A 16321-nucleotide genomic window follows, 5' to 3' on the forward strand; every position below is an offset into this window, starting at 1 on the left:
TTTTGAAATAACAGTTCATAACGCATTCGCTCAGAGAACATCAGCTGGCAGCCAATAGCGGAAAACGCAGTGTCCAGCGTAGCCCGCCCAGTGATGATGCAGAAGGGATAAGCGTTGCACCATGCGCATTGACCAAGGCACTGGCGATAGAGAGCCCCAAGCCGCTGCCGCCGCTCGCGCGGTTACGCGAGCCTTCCACCCGATACAGGCGCTCGGTCAAGCGGGCCAGCTCGCCTTCCGGCACGCCCGGTGTACTGTCTTCCCACGTGACCACTGCCATGCCCTGTTGCGTCGTGAGCGTAACGCGCAGCTCACCCGGCGGCTGGGTGTAGGCGCAGCTGTTGTCCAGCAGGTTGTTCCACAGTTGGCGCAGGCGCTGGGCATCGCCACGAATCATGATGCCAGGCTCGATCTGTTCAGTCAGCGCCAAGCCGCTTTCCACCAGCCAGCGGTCGGCATCGTCCAATCGGCTGGCCAGACAGTCGCTTAGATCCATCGGCGCCAGCTGTATATCCAGCGCCCCCGCATCGCTTTGCGAAAGCAGGCGTAAATCCGCCACTAGGCGCTCTAGCTGGCCCACTTCTTGAGCGAGAGAGCCGAGATTTTCCTGATTAAGCGGCCGAATGCCATCCTGCATGGCTTCGATCTCTCCGCGTAGTACCGCCAGCGGCGTTCGCAGCTCATGGGCAGTATCAGACACCCAGCGGGCGCGGGCATCGCGGCTGGCTTCCAGCGTGGCGGCAAGCACGTTGAAATCCCGTGCTAAGCGCGAGAGCTCATCGCGGCCGCGTTCCGGCAAGCGGGTGTGGTAGTCGCCTTCGGTGAGGCGCAGCGTAGCGCCTGCCAGTGCCCGCGTGCGACGCCCTAGCCACCAGGAAAGCCCGCCTGCCAATAGAAGCGAGGCAACGCAGAGTGAGATGACGATCAGCACTAGGTTGCGCTGCTGGCGTTCCAGAAAGCGGCTCTCCATGCGCTCCATCATTTCCCGCGGCGGCCTGAATCCCAGCGAGCCGATAGTGGTCTCGCCGCTGCGCAGCGTCAGCCAGTGCCAGTTACCCGAGTTTTCGCGCCCGCTGTGGGGCGGCACCACAAAACGACCATCTGCCGCACGCAGGCTAAAGTCACGCGCTTCGCCTAACGGTGAGGGTCGGTCGCGGTGCTCCTGGCCCAGTTCAAAACGAACGATAAACGGCCAGCGTTCCGGCGACTGCTCCAGCCACTCCCAGCTCTGCTGGGTTTCCCAACGGGTGACGAGACCATCGGCCAGCAGCGCGGCGCGGCGTTCCTGGGCCTGGTTGAGGTAGTCGAGAAAGCCGCGATCAATACTGTAGGAGACGGCCAAAAACATGCTGGCTGAGATCGCCACGTTGACGCTAAGAATGGTTATAAATAGCTTCAGGCCCAGCCGCGAAGGCCGCCATTGGCGTAAGCCAGTGAATATCGCCATTAGTTTCCGCCCTCCTCTTGGCTCGGCTTGCTATCGTCTAGGTTGTTATTGGGGTTGGGCTGGCGTGGTGTGCTAAGCCGTTCGCGAACATTTTCCAGGCCTAGGTAGAGGCAGGGCACCAGAATCAACAGAATGGCGGTAGCGAACAGCATGCCGAAGCCGAGCGAAATCGCCATGGGAATCATGAAGCGTGCCTGCCGCGAGGTTTCCAGAATCATCGGCGCCAGACCCAAAAAGGTCGTCAACGTGGTCATCATGATCGGTCGCAGGCGACGCGTGGCCGCCGCGACAATGGCTTCCCGGGCGCCCATGCCTTCGCGGCGTTTACGGTTGGCGTAGTCGATCAACACCAGCGCGTCGTTTATCACCACGCCAGAGAGCGCGAGCATGCCCAGCAGGCTGATGATCGATAGTCCAAAGCCCATGATCATATGGCCTGCCACGGCGCCCACAATACCGAAGGGAATGGCGGCCAGCACCAGCAGCGGCTGTAAATAACTGCGGAAGGGAATCGCGAGTAGCGCATAGAGCGCGGCAATCATGAGCCACATCGAGGTTTTCAGCGTAGCCAGATTGTCGGCAGTATCCTGCTGACGGCCGCCCATGCTGACCTCAAGCCCGGGCCAGGTTGCCTCCAGGTTGGGAAACACTTCTTCCTGCAGTGTAGCGAGCACTTGGTTGATCGCCATGTCGCTTTCTGAGTCGGCGGTCACGGTGATGATACGTCGGCCGTTGATGCGCTCTAGGCTGCTTGAGGCTTGGCTGATGGTGATGTCGGCTACCCGCGAAAGTGGCACGCTGAGCCCATCGGGCGTGCGCACCGGCATGCGATAAAGCTCGTTCAAGCTGTCGCGGTTGTCGTTGGGTAAGCGTACCTCGACGCTTATTTCACTGCGCCCGACGTACTGTTCCAGCGCCGTGGCGCCCTGAAGTGGCCCGCGCAGTGCTTGGGCTAAGTTATTGCCGGTGAGTCCTAAGGCGCGACCCTCGGCTGAAAGACGCATCTCCAGCTGTGGCTTGCCATCGCCCAGGCCGCTGTCGATATCGGTGAGCCCATAGCCGCCTAACGTTTCCGCCAAGCGTTCCGCGGCGGCTTCCAACACTTGGGTGTCGGGGTGGGAGAGGCGCAGGCTGAGCGCCGCGCCACTGCCGGGGCCGCCTACATCCGACTCGAAACGTACCGACTGAGCACCGAGTAGATCGCCGGTCAGGTCGCGCCACTCCCTGGCGATGCGGGAAGGTGGCCACGCTTCCAGGCTTTCGCTGGCGATATCCAAACGTACTTCCAGGCTTTCGCCGTCCAGGCGGCTGCGTGAGCTGCTAAAACTGAGGGTGTCTTCACGCTCACTCAGTACATCAGCGGCGTCGAGCAACTGTTGGCTAAGTTCGCGGCTCACGATGATATTGCTGCCGATCGGCAGGGTGACCGTGGCCTGCACCTGATCCGACTCGACGCGTGGCATTAGCGAAAACCCCAGCCGTCCGCTCATGGCCCAGGAGAGAGCGATCAGCAGAATGGCGATGCCCAGCGAAATACTCAGCAGCCGCTGGTTCAGCGCGCGTTGCAGAAACGGCTCGAACTGACGATAGGTGAAGTGGTGCAACCCACCCTGCAAACGTTGGCGCAGTGCTTCTAGGGGCCGCTGCCACGCTGGGGTTTGGCGCGGCTTGCGGCTATGCGCGAGGTGGGCGGGCAAAATAACGAGCGCTTCCAGCCAGGAGATCAAAAAGACGGTCACTACCACCACCGGCACCGTGGCAAAGATTAGCCCTAAGAAGCCGGGTAAAAATAGCAGCGGCAGGAAGGCGACAATATTAGACAGAATGGCAAACGTGAGCGGCGTGGCGATCTCGCTGGCGCCTTTCACCGCCGCATCGCGCAGTGAATAGCCTTCTTCCCGATAGCTGTAGATGTTTTCGCCGACGATGATGGCGTCATCCACCACGATGCCCAGCGCGATGATAAAGGCGAACATCGACATCATGTTGAGCGAGACGCCGATCCAGGGCAGAAACAGCATGGCACCCAGAAACGCCGTGGGAATACCCAGCGTGACCCAGAAGGCCAGCCGTGCTTCCAGAAACAGCGCCATGAGTACCAGTACCAGTGCCAGTCCCATCCAGGCATTTTTTAACAGCAGGCTGAGGCGGGCTTCGTAAACTTCCGAACTGTCGCGGGAAATATCCAGACTGACGCCTTCCGGTATCCCCGCGCGCAGGCGCTCAAGCTCTCCGTTGACCGCTTCTGAAATGCTGGTCGGGGTTTGATCACCGATTTGGTACACATCGACGGAGAGGCCGGGCTGGCCGTTATAGAACTCCTCGCGATCGATCTCGGCAAAGCCGTCGCTAACCCTGGCAATGTCACCCAGTGTAATCGGCGCACCCTGGGTGCTGGTCAGGATGGGCAGCTCGGCAAAGGCTTCGGCGCTGTTGCGCCGACCCTGATAGCGAATCAGCCACTCGCCCTCGGCCGTGGTTAGCTGGCCGCTGGCAAGGTCAAGCGCCTCTTCGGCGATGCGACTAGCCAGCGCCTGATGATCGAGACCAAAGCGCTCGATGGCCTCTTCGTCCAGGTGAACTTGAATCTCGCGCTCGCGGTTGCCGGAAAGCTCCGCCCGAGAAATACCCGAAGTGGCTTGCAGTTCACCGCGCACATCTTCTGCCGCGTTGTGCAACGCCTCCAGGCCTACCTGACCATATACCTGCAGGCTCAATACACTGCGCGACCGCCCGGCCAAGGTAAACCGCGGTGGGTCGGCAGCGCTGGGCAGCGTGGTGATGGCGTTGATCGCCTGCTGAATGTCTTGATAGGCGCGCATGACATCAATGCCGTCAATCAGGGTGGCGCTGACGTTGGCGCTGCCTTCGCTGGCAATGGCGGTCAGCTCGTCAATGCCCTCTACATCGGCAATGGCAGCTTCCACCGGGAGCAGCAGGCTCTGCTCGACATCTTCCGGGGTGGCCCCTGGATAGCTGATAGTGACCTGGACGATTTCGATATTGAACTCGGGGAATACCTCTTTTTTGATCGCCAATGAGGCCATTAGGCCGCCGACGATAAACAGCACCATCAAAAGATTGGGTGCTACGCCGTGATCGACCATCCATGCCAGTGGGCCACGTGGCACCTTCATGATTCGTCTCCCGATCCTTCTAACGCTTGGGCGGGCGTATCATTGGGGCGACGGATGCGGACCAACTGACCCTCACGCGGTTGCGCCAAGCCCGAGATAACGACTTGTTGGCCGACATCCAGGCCGCTACGAATCAGCGCATCGTCTTCTCCGCGATAGGCCAGGGTGACCGGCGTGCGGCGCAGGCGATTCTCCTCATCCACCCGCCACGTGACATCCCCTGGGCGAAGCGCCGCAGAAGGCAGTGATATTAGCTGCTCTTGAATCGCAGGTTGGAAAGAGGCGCGCAGTACATCGCCCAAACGCAGGGCAGGGCCATCGGTCTCGAGCGCTAGCGGGTCGTCCACCGCGATGAGCAGCTGTGCCTGAAGGCCATTCTCTTCCAGGCTGGGCAGCATCGATACCAGCGTGCCCTCACGGCTAGTGCCTTCGGGCCAGCCGCGACTGGTTAACGTCACGCTGCTACCGGCTTCCAGCCACTCTGTCCATTCGCCGGGCAGCGAGGCGCGCACCCAAAACTGCTCGACGCCTACCAAATGCAGTACTTCCGTGCCTTGGCTGAGCAGGCTGCCAGCGCCGACCAGGCGCTCCTGCACCATGGCCCGCCAAGGAGCGGTTAACGTCGCGCGCTCAAGGTTCAGGGCGGCTTGGTCGCGTATCACGCGCGCCTGGGTAAGCTGGGCTTGGGCTTGGCGCAGCTGGGGCTCGCGCAGCACCAGTGCACGACGCTCTGCGCTGAGCTGTCGGCCAAAGGATTCGTACTCGCTTCGGGCGCGCTGCTGCTCCGCTTGTTCCAGCGCGAGCTGTGCCTGGGCATTGGCCAGTTGCGCTTCGGCATCTTCCAGGCTTAGCGCCAAGTCGGCTTGGTCAATAAACGCCACGGCGGCGTTTTGCTCTACCACCTGACCGGGCACAACGTCGTCGGCAAACCGCTGCAACTGCCCGGCCACACGGCTGGCCAGCATGGTCTCTTGTTCTGCTTCAACCCGCCCAAACCCATACAGGTTCGGTGCCTGGGTGCTCTCGTTTACCGTGACCACATCCACCATTGTCGGCAAGGGGCCGGGGGGGGGCGTTCGTTCAATGCGAGGCGGTTGGGTCATAATCCACCAGGCGAGCGCCAGGGTACCCACCAGAATCAATAACGCCACCACGGCACCGAGCCGAATGCGGCCTTGTTGTGATGACGGTGGTGAAAAATAGTGAGAAGAGCGGGGCGTAGAAGTGGAGTGCCGTGTTAGTGTCATTACCGCGCGTCATCCATTGGGAGCGAAAATTCCAGAAAAATAAGCGTATGATGCAAGCATCACGCATTGTTAAGCAGCGATTAGTCAAACAATGTGCAAATAATAGGTAACTGTCACCACGTGGCACCCATTTGATAGCAATAGACTGACTGGTCTACTTTGAGCATATGAAAAACAATGTAACCCGCGATAAATTAATTGATAGTGGCGCCCAGCTGATTAGTCAGCAAGGCTACAACGCGACGGGTATCAATGCCGTTTTAAAATCCTGTGGTGTGCCGAAAGGCTCCTTTTATCACTACTTTTCCAGCAAAGAAGATTTCGGTCTGGCGGTGATCGAGCACTTTGCTGCGACCTACGACGAAACGCTCGTGGCGATTCTTGAAGACAACGGTACGCCGCCACTTGAGCGCTTGAAGCGCTACTTCGCGACCGGTCGTGAATATATGCAGGCGTGTGACCATACCACGGGCTGTCTGATCGGTAATCTGGGCCAAGAGCTGTCGGGCCAGAGCGACACTTTCCGCGATGCCTTGAATCTAGTTTTTCAGCGCTGGGAACAGCGCTTCGTAAGCTGCCTTCAGGATGCCAAGGCACGGGGCGATATTGCTACCTGCATCGCACCCGAGGCGCTTGCCGGTTTTATTCTCACCGGTTGGGAGGGCGCTATTCTACGCGCCAAGACGCTTAAATCCGTCGCGCCCATGGAGCAGTTTGAAATGATTCTGTTCCAGCAGGTGCTGGTTCGTCCATCGCCGTAGCCAGCGATGGACGAGACGTTAAGCGCCTATTAAAAGCCTTCCAACACCAGCTTGCCAACCGTGCTGTTGCTCTCGATCAGCGCGTTGGCGCGTTTCAGGTTGTCGGTGTTAACCGGGCCCAATACGTCGCCTAGGGTGGTGGTTAGCCGTCCGTCATCGACCATGGACACGGCGTTGTAACCCCGCACGCAAGGTTCGCCGCTTTCATGGTCATTCTCCTAATCAAGATAAGTGGCGCCATCATGCCCGTATGTTGTTTCATTAAAAAGGACTCGGCTGCGTAATATCAGCGCAGGCTGTATTGGTTCGTGATGACCTAAGCCAGGAGCACACCATGTTTGAAGGGTTTGAAAAACAGACACGCCACGTAAACGGCGTCGATATCACTTTTCGACAGGGCGGCAATGGCCCGGCACTTCTTCTGCTCCACGGCCACCCGCAGACCCATGTGATTTGGCACAAAGTGGCAGAAGAACTTGCCCAACATTTCACCGTTATCGCAGCGGATCTGCGTGGCTACGGCGACAGTAGTAAACCCGACGACGACCCTGAGCACCTTAATTACGCCAAGCGTGTCATGGCTGCCGATATGGCCGAGCTAATGAGCGCGCTAGGCTTTGAGCGTTTTAAAGTGCTGGCCCATGATCGCGGCGCGCGAGTTGCCCACCGTTTAGGTGTTGACCACGCTGAACGCGTCGAGCGCATGGTGCTGTTGGATATCGCCCCGACGCTGGCTATGTATCGCGGTACCAACGAGGCCTTTGCACGCAGCTACTGGCACTGGTTCTTCCTAATCCGCCCTCAGCCGCTGCCGGAAAGGCTGATTCAGAGCGACCCTGGCCACTACCTGAAAAGCGTGATGGGCGCTCGCAGTGCCGGTATGGCACCTTTTGCTACAGAAGCATTAGTGGAGTATGAGCGTTGTTTATCACTCCCTGGCACCGCTACCGGTATTTGCGGTGACTACCGCGCCAGCGCCACGATTGATCTGGTGCATGATCAGGCGGATATCGACGCAGGGGTAAAACTCACCTGTCCGTTGAAAGTGATGTGGGGCGCTGAAGGTGCCATTGAAGCTTGCTTTGATGCCTTGGCTGAATGGCGCAAGGTGGCCACCCAAGTCGACGGCAAAGCGCTTCCATGCGGCCACTACATCGCCGAGGAGATCCCTGAAAAACTACTTGAGGAAGCGCTGCCGTTTCTATGCAAGGTAGGGTGACAATAGGGTTTAAAAAAACCGATCATAGCCAATGGCAGATCGGTTTTCACCTTCCGCCTTTAATGTTCCATACTGCTAACGATAAGCGCCGCATTGACGCCACCAAAACCAAACCCGTTGCACAATACATGCTGAGTGGTGTGCTGGTGATGAGTCGCCGTGACAAAGGTTAGATCCCGCATGTCATCGTCGCACTCTTCTAGATTGATGGTGGGCGGGAGTTGCTGGGTTCTGAGTGCTAAGACTGAAAAAATACTCTCTATACCTCCCGCTGCGCCTAATAGATGACCTGTGGCGGCCTTCGTTGCCGAAATAGGGATGGCGGGCAAACGCTCACCGAAGACATTACGCAATGAGGCAATTTCAGCCCGGTCGCCAACGGGCGTCGAAGTGGCGTGGGCGTTGATGTGGTCAATGGCATCAATGGTAAGGTTCGCCATGCCTAACGCCGCTTGAATAGCCGCCGCTGCGCCGGAGCCATCCTTCGGGCCTGCCGTTAGATGGTAGGCATCTGCGCTGGTGCCGTAACCGCTAATCACCGCTAACGGCGTTGCACCCCGCGCGAGGGCATGCTCAAGCGTTTCGATCACCATAACGCCAGCGCCTTCTCCCATCACAAAACCGTTACGGCCTTTATCAAAGGGCCTGGATGCGCGTTCAGGATTGTCTGCTTCCGTCGAAACGGCCTTTAAAGCGTTAAAACTGGCCAGTGAAAGAGGATCAATACACGCCTCAGCGCCGCCAACGAGGGCAACATCGGCTTCTCCATTGCGAATGATGCGCATACCATCGCCAATCGCCTGTAGCCCTGCCGCGCAAGCCGTTACCGGACACCCCAGCGGGCCTTGAAAGCCATAACGAATGGACAAATTGCCAGCCGCCAAATTGGCTAGAAAGGCGGGCACCGTGAAGGGAGAAAGTTTGCGATAGCCGCGCTCAGCAAGGGTTTTTTGGGCTTGAGTAATGGTGGGAAAACCGCCGATACCAGAACCAATGATGGTGGCTGTTCGGCGTTTTTGAGCCTGCTCAACAGGGAACCAGTTGGCCTGTGACAGCGCTTCTTTGGCTGCCGCCAATGCGTAGAGGCTGAACAAGTCCATTTTGCGCTGCTCTTTGGGGTCGGCTATCGCATCCAGGTCAATACCGCCGCTTGGGTCTTGGCTAATGCTCGGCACCACCCCGGCGATTTTGATCGGAATATCGCCTGTGTCAAAGCGGTCAATGGTGCTGATGCCAGACTGACCGTCCACCAGTCGCTGCCAACTTGTATTGACGCTGTTCCCTAACGGGCTGACCATACCCATGCCAGTAATCACGATAGGTGAGTGCATAGTGACTCCTAATTTATTGATGTGGTCACCCTAGCAATGGGCAGTATATGATCAAGATAATATTTAGCTGACGAGGTAATTATGCCTTATCCCAAGAGCCATAAATCGAAAACCAAAGAGCGCATTTTGGCTTCAGCGACAGAGCTCTTCAGCCGCAATGGGTTTCAAAAGGTATCGATTGGCCAGATCATGAAGCTAGCCAAGATGACGCACGGCGCCTTTTATGCACATTTCGCTTCAAAAGAGGCCCTTTACAATGAGTCTGTCCGCCTAACCATTGATAACAGCCGGGCGGCCAGGCTGGTAAAAGGCCCGCTTTCGTTACAACACCTAACCGAATTAGTCGCCAACTACTGCAATCTCCAAGAGCTGGAAGCTAAGCATAAGCCGGGGCCTGAAGCGGTACTGTTCAACGAAATAGGCAGTGAAAAAGCCGAAATCCGCACTATGTTTGAAGCGTCATACATGAGCATGAAAAAGATGCTAGAAACGCGGCTGATAGCGCTGAGTAAGCTGAAACAACTCCCTTTTGCCAATGATCGCAAGGCGATTGCTGATAAATCCCGGGTCATATTGGCCTCCCTGGTAGGGGCCGTCGCCATTGCCAAAAGCTTGCCTGGGGAGGTGGAACGAAAGCAGGTATTGGTAGCCACACAACGCCAGATTTTACTGATGCTTGGTGTCAGCGAAGCTGAGGCGGAGCGTATGATGCAAGCGCAATAGTTCGTGAAGAGAACTCCGAGTTGCTGCTGTTGTAAGCACAACCATTTTGCACGACATGTGGTAGATGATTTGGGAGACTGACCAAGACGAAGCGGGTAAAAAACTGGATAATGGGCTGCAATTCGCCTACTGCCTACTCATAGGCACACTCATTGCTCCGGACGCCCGCTCATGGAAATCAAAGTTAACTATCTCGACAACCTCCGCCTGGAGGCAAAGTTCGACGATTTTACGGTCATCTCCGACCAGCCGATTCGCTATAAAGGCGACGGCTCGGCCCCCGGCCCGTTTGACTACTTCCTGGCCTCGTCGGCCATGTGTGCCGCCTATTTCGTCAAGGTGTACTGCAACGCGCGGAATATTCCCACTGAGAACATTCGCCTGTCGCAAAACAATATCGTCGACCCGGAAAACCGCTACAAGCAGATTTTCAAAATCCAGGTCGAACTGCCGGAAGATATCTCGGAGAAGGACCGCGAAGGCATCCTGCGCTCCATCGACCGCTGCACGGTGAAGAAAGTCGTCCAGACCGGCCCTGAGTTTCAGATCGAGGTAGTCGAGAACATCGACGAAGACGCTCAGGCGCTACTGATGGGCGCACCGGAAGGCGGCAGCACCTACATCGAAGGCAAAGACCTGCCGCTGGAGCAGACCATTGCCAATATGAGCGCGATCCTGGCGGACCTGGGCATGAAGATCGAGATCGCCTCCTGGCGCAATATCGTGCCCCACGTGTGGTCGTTGCATATTCGCGATGCGGCCTCACCGATGTGCTTTACCAACGGCAAAGGCGCTACTAAAGAGAGCGCGCTCTGCTCGGCGCTGGGCGAGTTTATCGAGCGCCTGAGCTGCAACTTCTTCTACAACGATCAGTTCTTTGGTGAACAGATTGCCAATAGTGAGTTCGTCCACTATCCCAATGAAAAGTGGTTCAAACCGGGGCCGAACGACGAACTGCCTGCCGAGATTCTCGATGAGCACTGCTTGGCGATCTACAACCCGGAAGGCGAGTTGAGCGGCTCCAACTTGATCGATACCAACTCGGGACGCGAAGACCGGGGCATTGTCTCGCTGCCGTTTGTTCGCCAAAGCGATGGTGAGACGGTCTACTTCCCCTCCAACCTGATTGAAAACCTGTTCCTCAGCAACGGTATGAGCGCGGGCAACACGCTGGTGGAAGCTCAGGTGCAGTGCCTTTCGGAGATTTTCGAGCGGGCGGTGAAGCGGGAAATCCTCGAACAGGAGCTAACCCTGCCCGATGTACCACAAGAGGTGTTAGACAAGTACCCCAGCATCGTGGAGGGCATTAACGCCCTGGAAGCGCAGGGCTTCCCGGTGCTGGTGAAAGATGCCTCCATGGGCGGGCAGTTCCCGGTGATGTGTGTCACCTTGATGAACCCGCGCACCGGCGGCGTGTTTGCCTCCTTCGGTGCCCACCCAAGCTTTGAAGTGGCGCTGGAGCGCAGCCTGACCGAACTGCTGCAGGGGCGCAGCTTCGAAGGCCTGAACGACCTGCCGCTGCCGACCTTTAACTCCCAGACCATCTCAGAGCCGAACAACTTCGTTGAGCACTTCATCGACTCGGTGGGCGTAGTTTCCTGGCGCTTCTTCAGCGCTAAGCCCGACTTCGAGTTTAGCGAGTGGGACTTTTCCGGCAGTAACGAGGAAGAAGCCGAGACGCTTTTTGGTATCTTTGAGGAGCTGGGTGCCGAAGTGTACATGGCAGTACACGAAGATCTGGGGTCACCAGTCTGCCGTATTCTGGTACCGGGCTACTCGGAGGTATACCCCATCGAAGATTTGATCTGGGATAACACCAATAAGGCGCTGGATTACCGTGAGGATATTCTTAACCTGCACCGCCTGGATGACGATCAACTGCTGGATCTGGTCGAGCGGCTGGAAGAGAGCCAGATGGACGACCACGCCGATATCATCACGCTGATTGGTATCGAGTTCGATGAGAACACCGTCTGGGGCCAGATGACCATTCTGGAACTCAAACTGTTGGTGTATCTGGCGCTTGGCCGCCACGAGGAAGCGCTGGACTGCGTGCAGATGTTCCTACAGTACAACGATAACACCGTCGAGCGCGGCCTGTTCTACCAAGCGGTGAACGCGGTGCTGGAAATCGAGCTGGATGACGAGCTGGAACTTGAAGATTATTTGCACAGCCTTCAGCGCATGTTTGGCGAAGACACTATGACCGCTGTCGTGGGCTCGGTGCGTGGTGACGTACGTTTCCACGGCCTCACGCCTACTAACATGCAGTTAGAAGGCCTGGAGCGCCACCAGCGCTTAATCGAGAGCTACAAGAAGCTGCATGCCGCGCGTGCAGCCACAGCAGGTAGGTAAGCGTTATCCACAGGTGGTGATCGTTGATCGCTCTCCTGGCGTTACGGCGTCAGCAGAGTCGCTTGATAGACGTGAAATGGTCGTTAAGGACGCCCTATGAAACATCGAATTATCTTCGCCATTCTCATGTCGTTTACGCTCTCGCTGATCATGTCGGCCTGGGTGACTTACGTCAATATCGGGACGCATCCAGGCTTTTTGGGCATCTGGCTGCACGCATGGCTGTTGGCGTGGCCTGCGGCTGGGATTATTGCGTTTGTTTGCGGTCCCTTTATTCATAAACTTGCCCACCGGATTGCCGGGAAACTCTAGCACCTAAGCGGCTGCGTGTTTGCAGCGAGCGTTTGCAGGCACTTTTGCTTAGGGCTTTTGCTCAGGGCTTTTGCTCAGGGCTATGCCTAGCTTGACGTAATGCTTAGAGCCGTGACCGTCACTAAGATAATTCCCATCCCGACCATCTGAATAACGCCCAGGCTTTCACCCAGCACGGCGACCCCAAACAATGTGGCTGTCACCGGCTCGACCATGGCCACCATGGAGGCCAGTGCCGGTGCGGCATGCTTAATGCCCACCACGTAGAGCAGAAACGAGAGACCCGCGCCCAGAATGCCCAGCGCCACAAACAGCAGTAGCTCCGGTGCGTTGATGACGCTAACCGCCTGAGGAATGTCTGCTGGGAGCAGGAGCACCAGCGCCAACACGGTGAAGGCAATGGTTAAAATAGCGGATGGGCTGCCATGGGGCGTGGCATATTTAAAACCAAAGATGAACATCGCATAGGAAAGCCCGGCCAGGAGCCCGGTCACGACGCCCATCAGCGAGAGCCCGCTAGCCCCAATGGCATACAGCTTGGTGAGAAGTACTACGCCGACCATGACCAGCGCGATGGCCAGCCACTTAATGGCAGTAGGGCGCTCGAGCTTAAGGGCAAAAGAGACCAAGTAGACAAATACCGGGGCGCAATACATCAATGTGGCTGCCACCGCCACGCTGCCATGCTCGATACTCAGGAAGTAGAACGTAAAGTTGCCCGCCACCCCCAGGCCCGCCACGACCGACCAGAACCACAGTGGCCGACTGGTCAAGCCGTGCCCGCCGCGCTGTAATAAAAGCCAACCCAGCGCAAAGAGCAACCCCACAAAACCACGATAAAAAGAGACGACCGCAGCATCCCAACCGCTGTCTAATAAAATACCCGCGATGCCTCCGGAAATCCCCCAGAAGAGCGCCGCGAGCGCAATCAACATTGTGCTGGCGCCTGCCATATTTCACCTTTCGTCCATGAATGGTTTAACGTGCCTTTGAAAGGTAGACGTTACGCTTTATGAACGAAAGCGTTGGGCTCACTGCTTAACCAAAGAACCAATAACACACCAAAATGGCGGTGATGATGCCTGCAGCGTCAGCCACCAAGGCGCAGCCCAATCCGTGGCGAATACGGGTAATGCCGATGGCGCCAAAATAAACCGCCAGCACATAAAAGGTGGTTTCGGTGCTGCCCTGTAGGGTGGCAGCGAGTAGACCAGGAAAACTATCGACACCAAAGGTATTCATGGTTTCGATCATCATGGCGCGGGAACCACTGCCGGAAAGTGGCTTCACAAAGGCGGTGGGTAGCGCGTCCACAAAACGAGTATCCCAACCAACCCCTTCGACCAGCCAGCGGATACCGCTTAAACCAGCATCCAGCACGCCGCTGGCGCGCAGCACGCCTACGGCCACTAGCATGGCAATTAGGTAGGGTAGCAGGGTGATGGTAAAGCTCAGGCCCTCTTTAGCCCCTTCGATAAAGGCGTCATACACCTTCACTCCACGCAATGCCGCTACGATTAAAAACATCATTACAATGCTAAATAGCGTCAGGTTACCCACCAAGGTAGAGGCTGCTGCCAGGGCCTGGGCCGACATACCCGCCAAGGTGGTGATCAATAGACCCAATGCGAAGGCCGCCGCCACTAAATAGGCCAACACGACGGGATGCCAGAGCTTTAATCGCTGCATCACCGCCACCGCTAAAAGCCCGGCTAGGCTAGAGGCGCTGGTCGCGAGCAAGATCGGTAAAAATACCAGCGTGGGGTCGGCGGCCCCCTGCTGGGCGCGATACATGAAAATGGTGACGGGCAGCAGGGTGAGCGACGAAGTGTTAAGCACTAGAAACAGGATCTGCGCGTTGCTGGCGGTCTCACTGCTGGGATTAAGACTTTGCAGCGAGTGCATCGCCTTGATGCCAATCGGCGTGGCGGCGTTATCCAGTCCCAGAATGTTGGCGGCGAAATTCATGCTGATCAGCCCCATGGCCGGATGACCACGAGGCACCTCCGGCATCAAGCGACAGAAAAGCGGGTCGAGCACCCGCCCCAGCAGCCGAATCAACCCTGCCTTTTCGGCAATCGAGAGAAACCCCAGCCACAGCGTCATGGTGCCAAGCAGCACCAGGATAATATCGACGCTCACGTCGGCCATATCGAACAGCGATTGCACCAGGCGGGCAAACACCTCGCTGTCGCCACCCACCAACCACTGCCAGAGCGATGCCGCGAAGGCAGCGATAAAGAAGCTTAACCAGATTCCGTTGAGCATGGCGGAAGGACATCCTGAAGGGTGAGCAGACAGCAGATAAAAACGCTACTGCGTATCCTACCCAAGGAGCCTTGATTAGCGCTAACCCAACAGCATCAGAAACAAGAGAATAAGTGCGAACCGCCTCAAGCAGAGAGGACGCTTATGATGACGTTTTTGAGCCCCTCATCCGCCGGTAGAGGTGCGAAAACGGCATGGCGGTTAGGCCGTGTACCAGGATAGACGACACCACCAGCAAGCTCACCACGGGCCAGAGTTCAACGACATCGGTTTTATGATGGGCCAGCGCGGCATAGTAAAGCGCGGCTACGCCGATCGGTCCAAACCAGCCGGTGAAACCGCCGTCAAGTCTGGTAGGAATCTCTCGGATTCGGCCGCCTATTAATAGCACAACGGGTAAGCGACGTAGTAAAAGCACACCCATGACTAGCGCCAAAGCTGGCCACCCCAAGGAGAGCCACGCTTGCCAGGGAATCATCAAACCCAGTAACAGGAAAATAGGGGAAGTGAAAAAGCGATCCATGCCTTCCACCACCCTCTCTTCTTCCTGTTTCTCTGAGGCGTTGACTTGCAGATCAAACGCTAACCCCGCGATGAACACCGCGAGTATGCCATTGCTGCCCACCAGCTTGACTGCGGCAAGCGTAGTGAGCGCCAACGCTGTGGTTACCATTAACATTGACGGCTGGTCGATGGTATTTTTTTCTTCAGCTTTGCGCATGGCAAAGCCTACCGAATAACCGATCATCGCTCCTAGCAGCAGGGAAACTAAAATATCGCCTCCCAGCACTCTCAGCATGTGGAAGGTGATGGATTGATCCGCGGGTAGCGTTAGCAAAAACACAGCCAACATGACAAAAATAAAGGTAAGGCCGTCATTGGCGCCCGATTCACTCGAAATGATGTGGCGCAGGTAAGCGGGCAGGTTCTCTTTTGCAACGGGCCCGGTTACGAGGGTCGAGGCAACCACCGGATCAGTCGGAGTAACCACCGCTCCGATGAGCAGCGCCGCTCCTAGGGGTAGGCCCAGCACCCAGCCAATCAGTAGGCTGCTGCACAGCCACATCACCGGCATGCTCACCAGCAATAACACACAGAGGGAGCGCCAATGGCCAAAAATATAACGCTTAGGTAGCCGCAGCGCGATACCCATCAACCCAATGGCAAGCGCCAGGCGGGCCACTTGTTCTAAAATGGCCATTTCATTGCCCCACTGGGCTGGGTCAAGAAGCGCCCACCCGGTTGGGCCCAATGCCGCTCCTACTAGCAATAGGGTAACGGAATCGGGTAAGCCGATGCGTTTCAGTGGCGTGGATAAAAGCCCCAGCAATAAAGCGCTGGCGGCAACGGCTAATAAGCCAATATTAAACTCGTGCATCTTAAGACTCGCTGATGCGATAGGGGCCTCTAGCGGTGAAGACGGAGATCAACACAGACGCTGAGACCTCTATTTCCTGTGATGGTCTTGGGGTTGGCTGATCTCCGTACCAGGTCCCTCTGTTTGTCTCCTAATGGGTATTG

General features: G+C 57.1%; 13 protein-coding genes. 5 read left to right on the top strand and 8 right to left on the bottom strand.

The genetic code is table 11. From position 1 onward, the window contains the following. Positions 1-40: 40 nt before the first annotated feature. The 3 genes from ACUN8H_RS06565 to ACUN8H_RS06575 are packed head-to-tail and all read right to left on the bottom strand — an operon-like array spanning position 41 to position 5831. Complete coding sequence (locus ACUN8H_RS06565; protein WP_445531345.1) at positions 41-1447, bottom strand: ATP-binding protein; 1407 nt, start codon at positions 1445-1447, stop codon at positions 41-43. Continuing rightward, the gene (locus ACUN8H_RS06570; RefSeq protein ID WP_445531346.1) at positions 1447-4584 is read right to left on the bottom strand and encodes an efflux RND transporter permease subunit; all 3138 of its coding nucleotides are present in this window, start codon (positions 4582-4584) and stop codon (positions 1447-1449) included. Before ACUN8H_RS06570 ends, ACUN8H_RS06565 begins: the two co-directional genes overlap by 1 nt. Continuing rightward, positions 4581-5831: an efflux RND transporter periplasmic adaptor subunit gene (locus ACUN8H_RS06575; RefSeq protein WP_445531347.1), complete on the bottom strand. Its 1251-nt coding sequence runs from the start codon at positions 5829-5831 to the stop codon at positions 4581-4583. The genes ACUN8H_RS06570 and ACUN8H_RS06575 overlap by 4 nt, the downstream gene beginning before the upstream one ends. A gap of 167 nt (positions 5832-5998) precedes the next feature. Here ACUN8H_RS06575 and ACUN8H_RS06580 point away from each other — a divergent pair, with 167 nt between their 5' ends. Beyond that, positions 5999-6592 (top strand): TetR family transcriptional regulator C-terminal domain-containing protein, encoded by a 594-nt coding sequence (locus ACUN8H_RS06580; RefSeq protein WP_445531348.1) that lies wholly within the window; start codon positions 5999-6001, stop codon positions 6590-6592. Positions 6593-6621: 29 nt separating this feature from the next. Here ACUN8H_RS06580 and ACUN8H_RS06585 read toward each other — a convergent pair whose 3' ends face one another. Beyond that, on the bottom strand, positions 6622-6780 hold the full coding sequence (locus ACUN8H_RS06585) for a hypothetical protein (RefSeq protein WP_445531349.1): 159 nt from the start codon (positions 6778-6780) through the stop codon (positions 6622-6624). A gap of 146 nt (positions 6781-6926) precedes the next feature. On the opposite strand from ACUN8H_RS06585, the gene ACUN8H_RS06590 reads away from it, so the two are divergent. Continuing rightward, complete coding sequence (locus tag ACUN8H_RS06590; protein ID WP_445531350.1) at positions 6927-7811, top strand: alpha/beta fold hydrolase; 885 nt, start codon at positions 6927-6929, stop codon at positions 7809-7811. 59 nt (positions 7812-7870) lie between these two features. Here the strand turns inward: ACUN8H_RS06590 and fabF are convergent, their stop codons facing one another. Then, the gene (gene fabF / locus ACUN8H_RS06595) at positions 7871-9142 is read right to left on the bottom strand and encodes a beta-ketoacyl-ACP synthase II (RefSeq protein WP_445531351.1); all 1272 of its coding nucleotides are present in this window, start codon (positions 9140-9142) and stop codon (positions 7871-7873) included. Between the two features lie 81 nt (positions 9143-9223). On the opposite strand from fabF, the gene ACUN8H_RS06600 reads away from it, so the two are divergent. From ACUN8H_RS06600 to ACUN8H_RS06610, 3 genes are all read left to right on the top strand, one after another. Next, positions 9224-9865 carry a TetR/AcrR family transcriptional regulator gene (locus ACUN8H_RS06600; protein ID WP_445531352.1) on the top strand — a complete coding sequence of 214 codons (642 nt, stop codon included), beginning with the start codon at positions 9224-9226 and terminating at the stop codon, positions 9863-9865. A 171-nt stretch (positions 9866-10036) separates the two neighbouring features. Beyond that, positions 10037-12220, top strand: a complete 2184-nt coding sequence (locus tag ACUN8H_RS06605) for an OsmC domain/YcaO domain-containing protein (protein WP_445531353.1) — start codon at positions 10037-10039, stop codon at positions 12218-12220. 96 nt (positions 12221-12316) lie between these two features. Further along, entirely contained in the window at positions 12317-12532 is a 216-nt protein-coding gene (locus tag ACUN8H_RS06610; RefSeq protein ID WP_445531354.1) for a DUF2798 domain-containing protein, read from the top strand. 86 nt (positions 12533-12618) lie between these two features. Here the strand turns inward: ACUN8H_RS06610 and ACUN8H_RS06615 are convergent, their stop codons facing one another. The 3 genes from ACUN8H_RS06615 to ACUN8H_RS06625 form a co-directional block, all read right to left on the bottom strand. After that, a complete protein-coding gene (locus ACUN8H_RS06615; RefSeq protein ID WP_445531355.1) occupies positions 12619-13485 on the bottom strand; it encodes a DMT family transporter in 867 nt (288 codons plus the stop codon). 85 nt (positions 13486-13570) lie between these two features. Further along, positions 13571-14800, bottom strand: a complete 1230-nt coding sequence (locus ACUN8H_RS06620; RefSeq protein WP_445531356.1) for a nucleoside recognition domain-containing protein — start codon at positions 14798-14800, stop codon at positions 13571-13573. Between the two features lie 142 nt (positions 14801-14942). Continuing rightward, positions 14943-16178 carry a cation:proton antiporter domain-containing protein gene (locus tag ACUN8H_RS06625; protein ID WP_445531357.1) on the bottom strand — a complete coding sequence of 412 codons (1236 nt, stop codon included), beginning with the start codon at positions 16176-16178 and terminating at the stop codon, positions 14943-14945. Between the last annotated feature and the right edge of the window lie 143 nt (positions 16179-16321).

The organism is Vreelandella sp. V005 (assembly GCF_052645115.1).

Bases quoted from the DNA above. Each gene is read 5' to 3' on its own strand.
- ACUN8H_RS06610 (WP_445531354.1), top strand. From the start codon at position 12,317: ATGAAACATCGAATTATCTTCGCCATTCTCATGTCGTTTACGCTCTCG.
- ACUN8H_RS06575 (WP_445531347.1), bottom strand. From the start codon at position 5,831: ATGACACTAACACGGCACTCCACTTCTACGCCCCGCTCTTCTCACTAT.
- ACUN8H_RS06580 (WP_445531348.1), top strand. From the start codon at position 5,999: ATGAAAAACAATGTAACCCGCGATAAATTAATTGATAGTGGCGCCCAG.
- fabF (WP_445531351.1), bottom strand. From the start codon at position 9,142: ATGCACTCACCTATCGTGATTACTGGCATGGGTATGGTCAGCCCGTTA.
- ACUN8H_RS06620 (WP_445531356.1), bottom strand. From the start codon at position 14,800: ATGCTCAACGGAATCTGGTTAAGCTTCTTTATCGCTGCCTTCGCGGCA.
- ACUN8H_RS06625 (WP_445531357.1), bottom strand. From the start codon at position 16,178: ATGCACGAGTTTAATATTGGCTTATTAGCCGTTGCCGCCAGCGCTTTA.
- ACUN8H_RS06600 (WP_445531352.1), top strand. From the start codon at position 9,224: ATGCCTTATCCCAAGAGCCATAAATCGAAAACCAAAGAGCGCATTTTG.
- ACUN8H_RS06615 (WP_445531355.1), bottom strand. From the start codon at position 13,485: ATGGCAGGCGCCAGCACAATGTTGATTGCGCTCGCGGCGCTCTTCTGG.
- ACUN8H_RS06565 (WP_445531345.1), bottom strand. From the start codon at position 1,447: ATGGCGATATTCACTGGCTTACGCCAATGGCGGCCTTCGCGGCTGGGC.
- ACUN8H_RS06605 (WP_445531353.1), top strand. From the start codon at position 10,037: ATGGAAATCAAAGTTAACTATCTCGACAACCTCCGCCTGGAGGCAAAG.
- ACUN8H_RS06570 (WP_445531346.1), bottom strand. From the start codon at position 4,584: ATGAAGGTGCCACGTGGCCCACTGGCATGGATGGTCGATCACGGCGTA.
- ACUN8H_RS06590 (WP_445531350.1), top strand. From the start codon at position 6,927: ATGTTTGAAGGGTTTGAAAAACAGACACGCCACGTAAACGGCGTCGAT.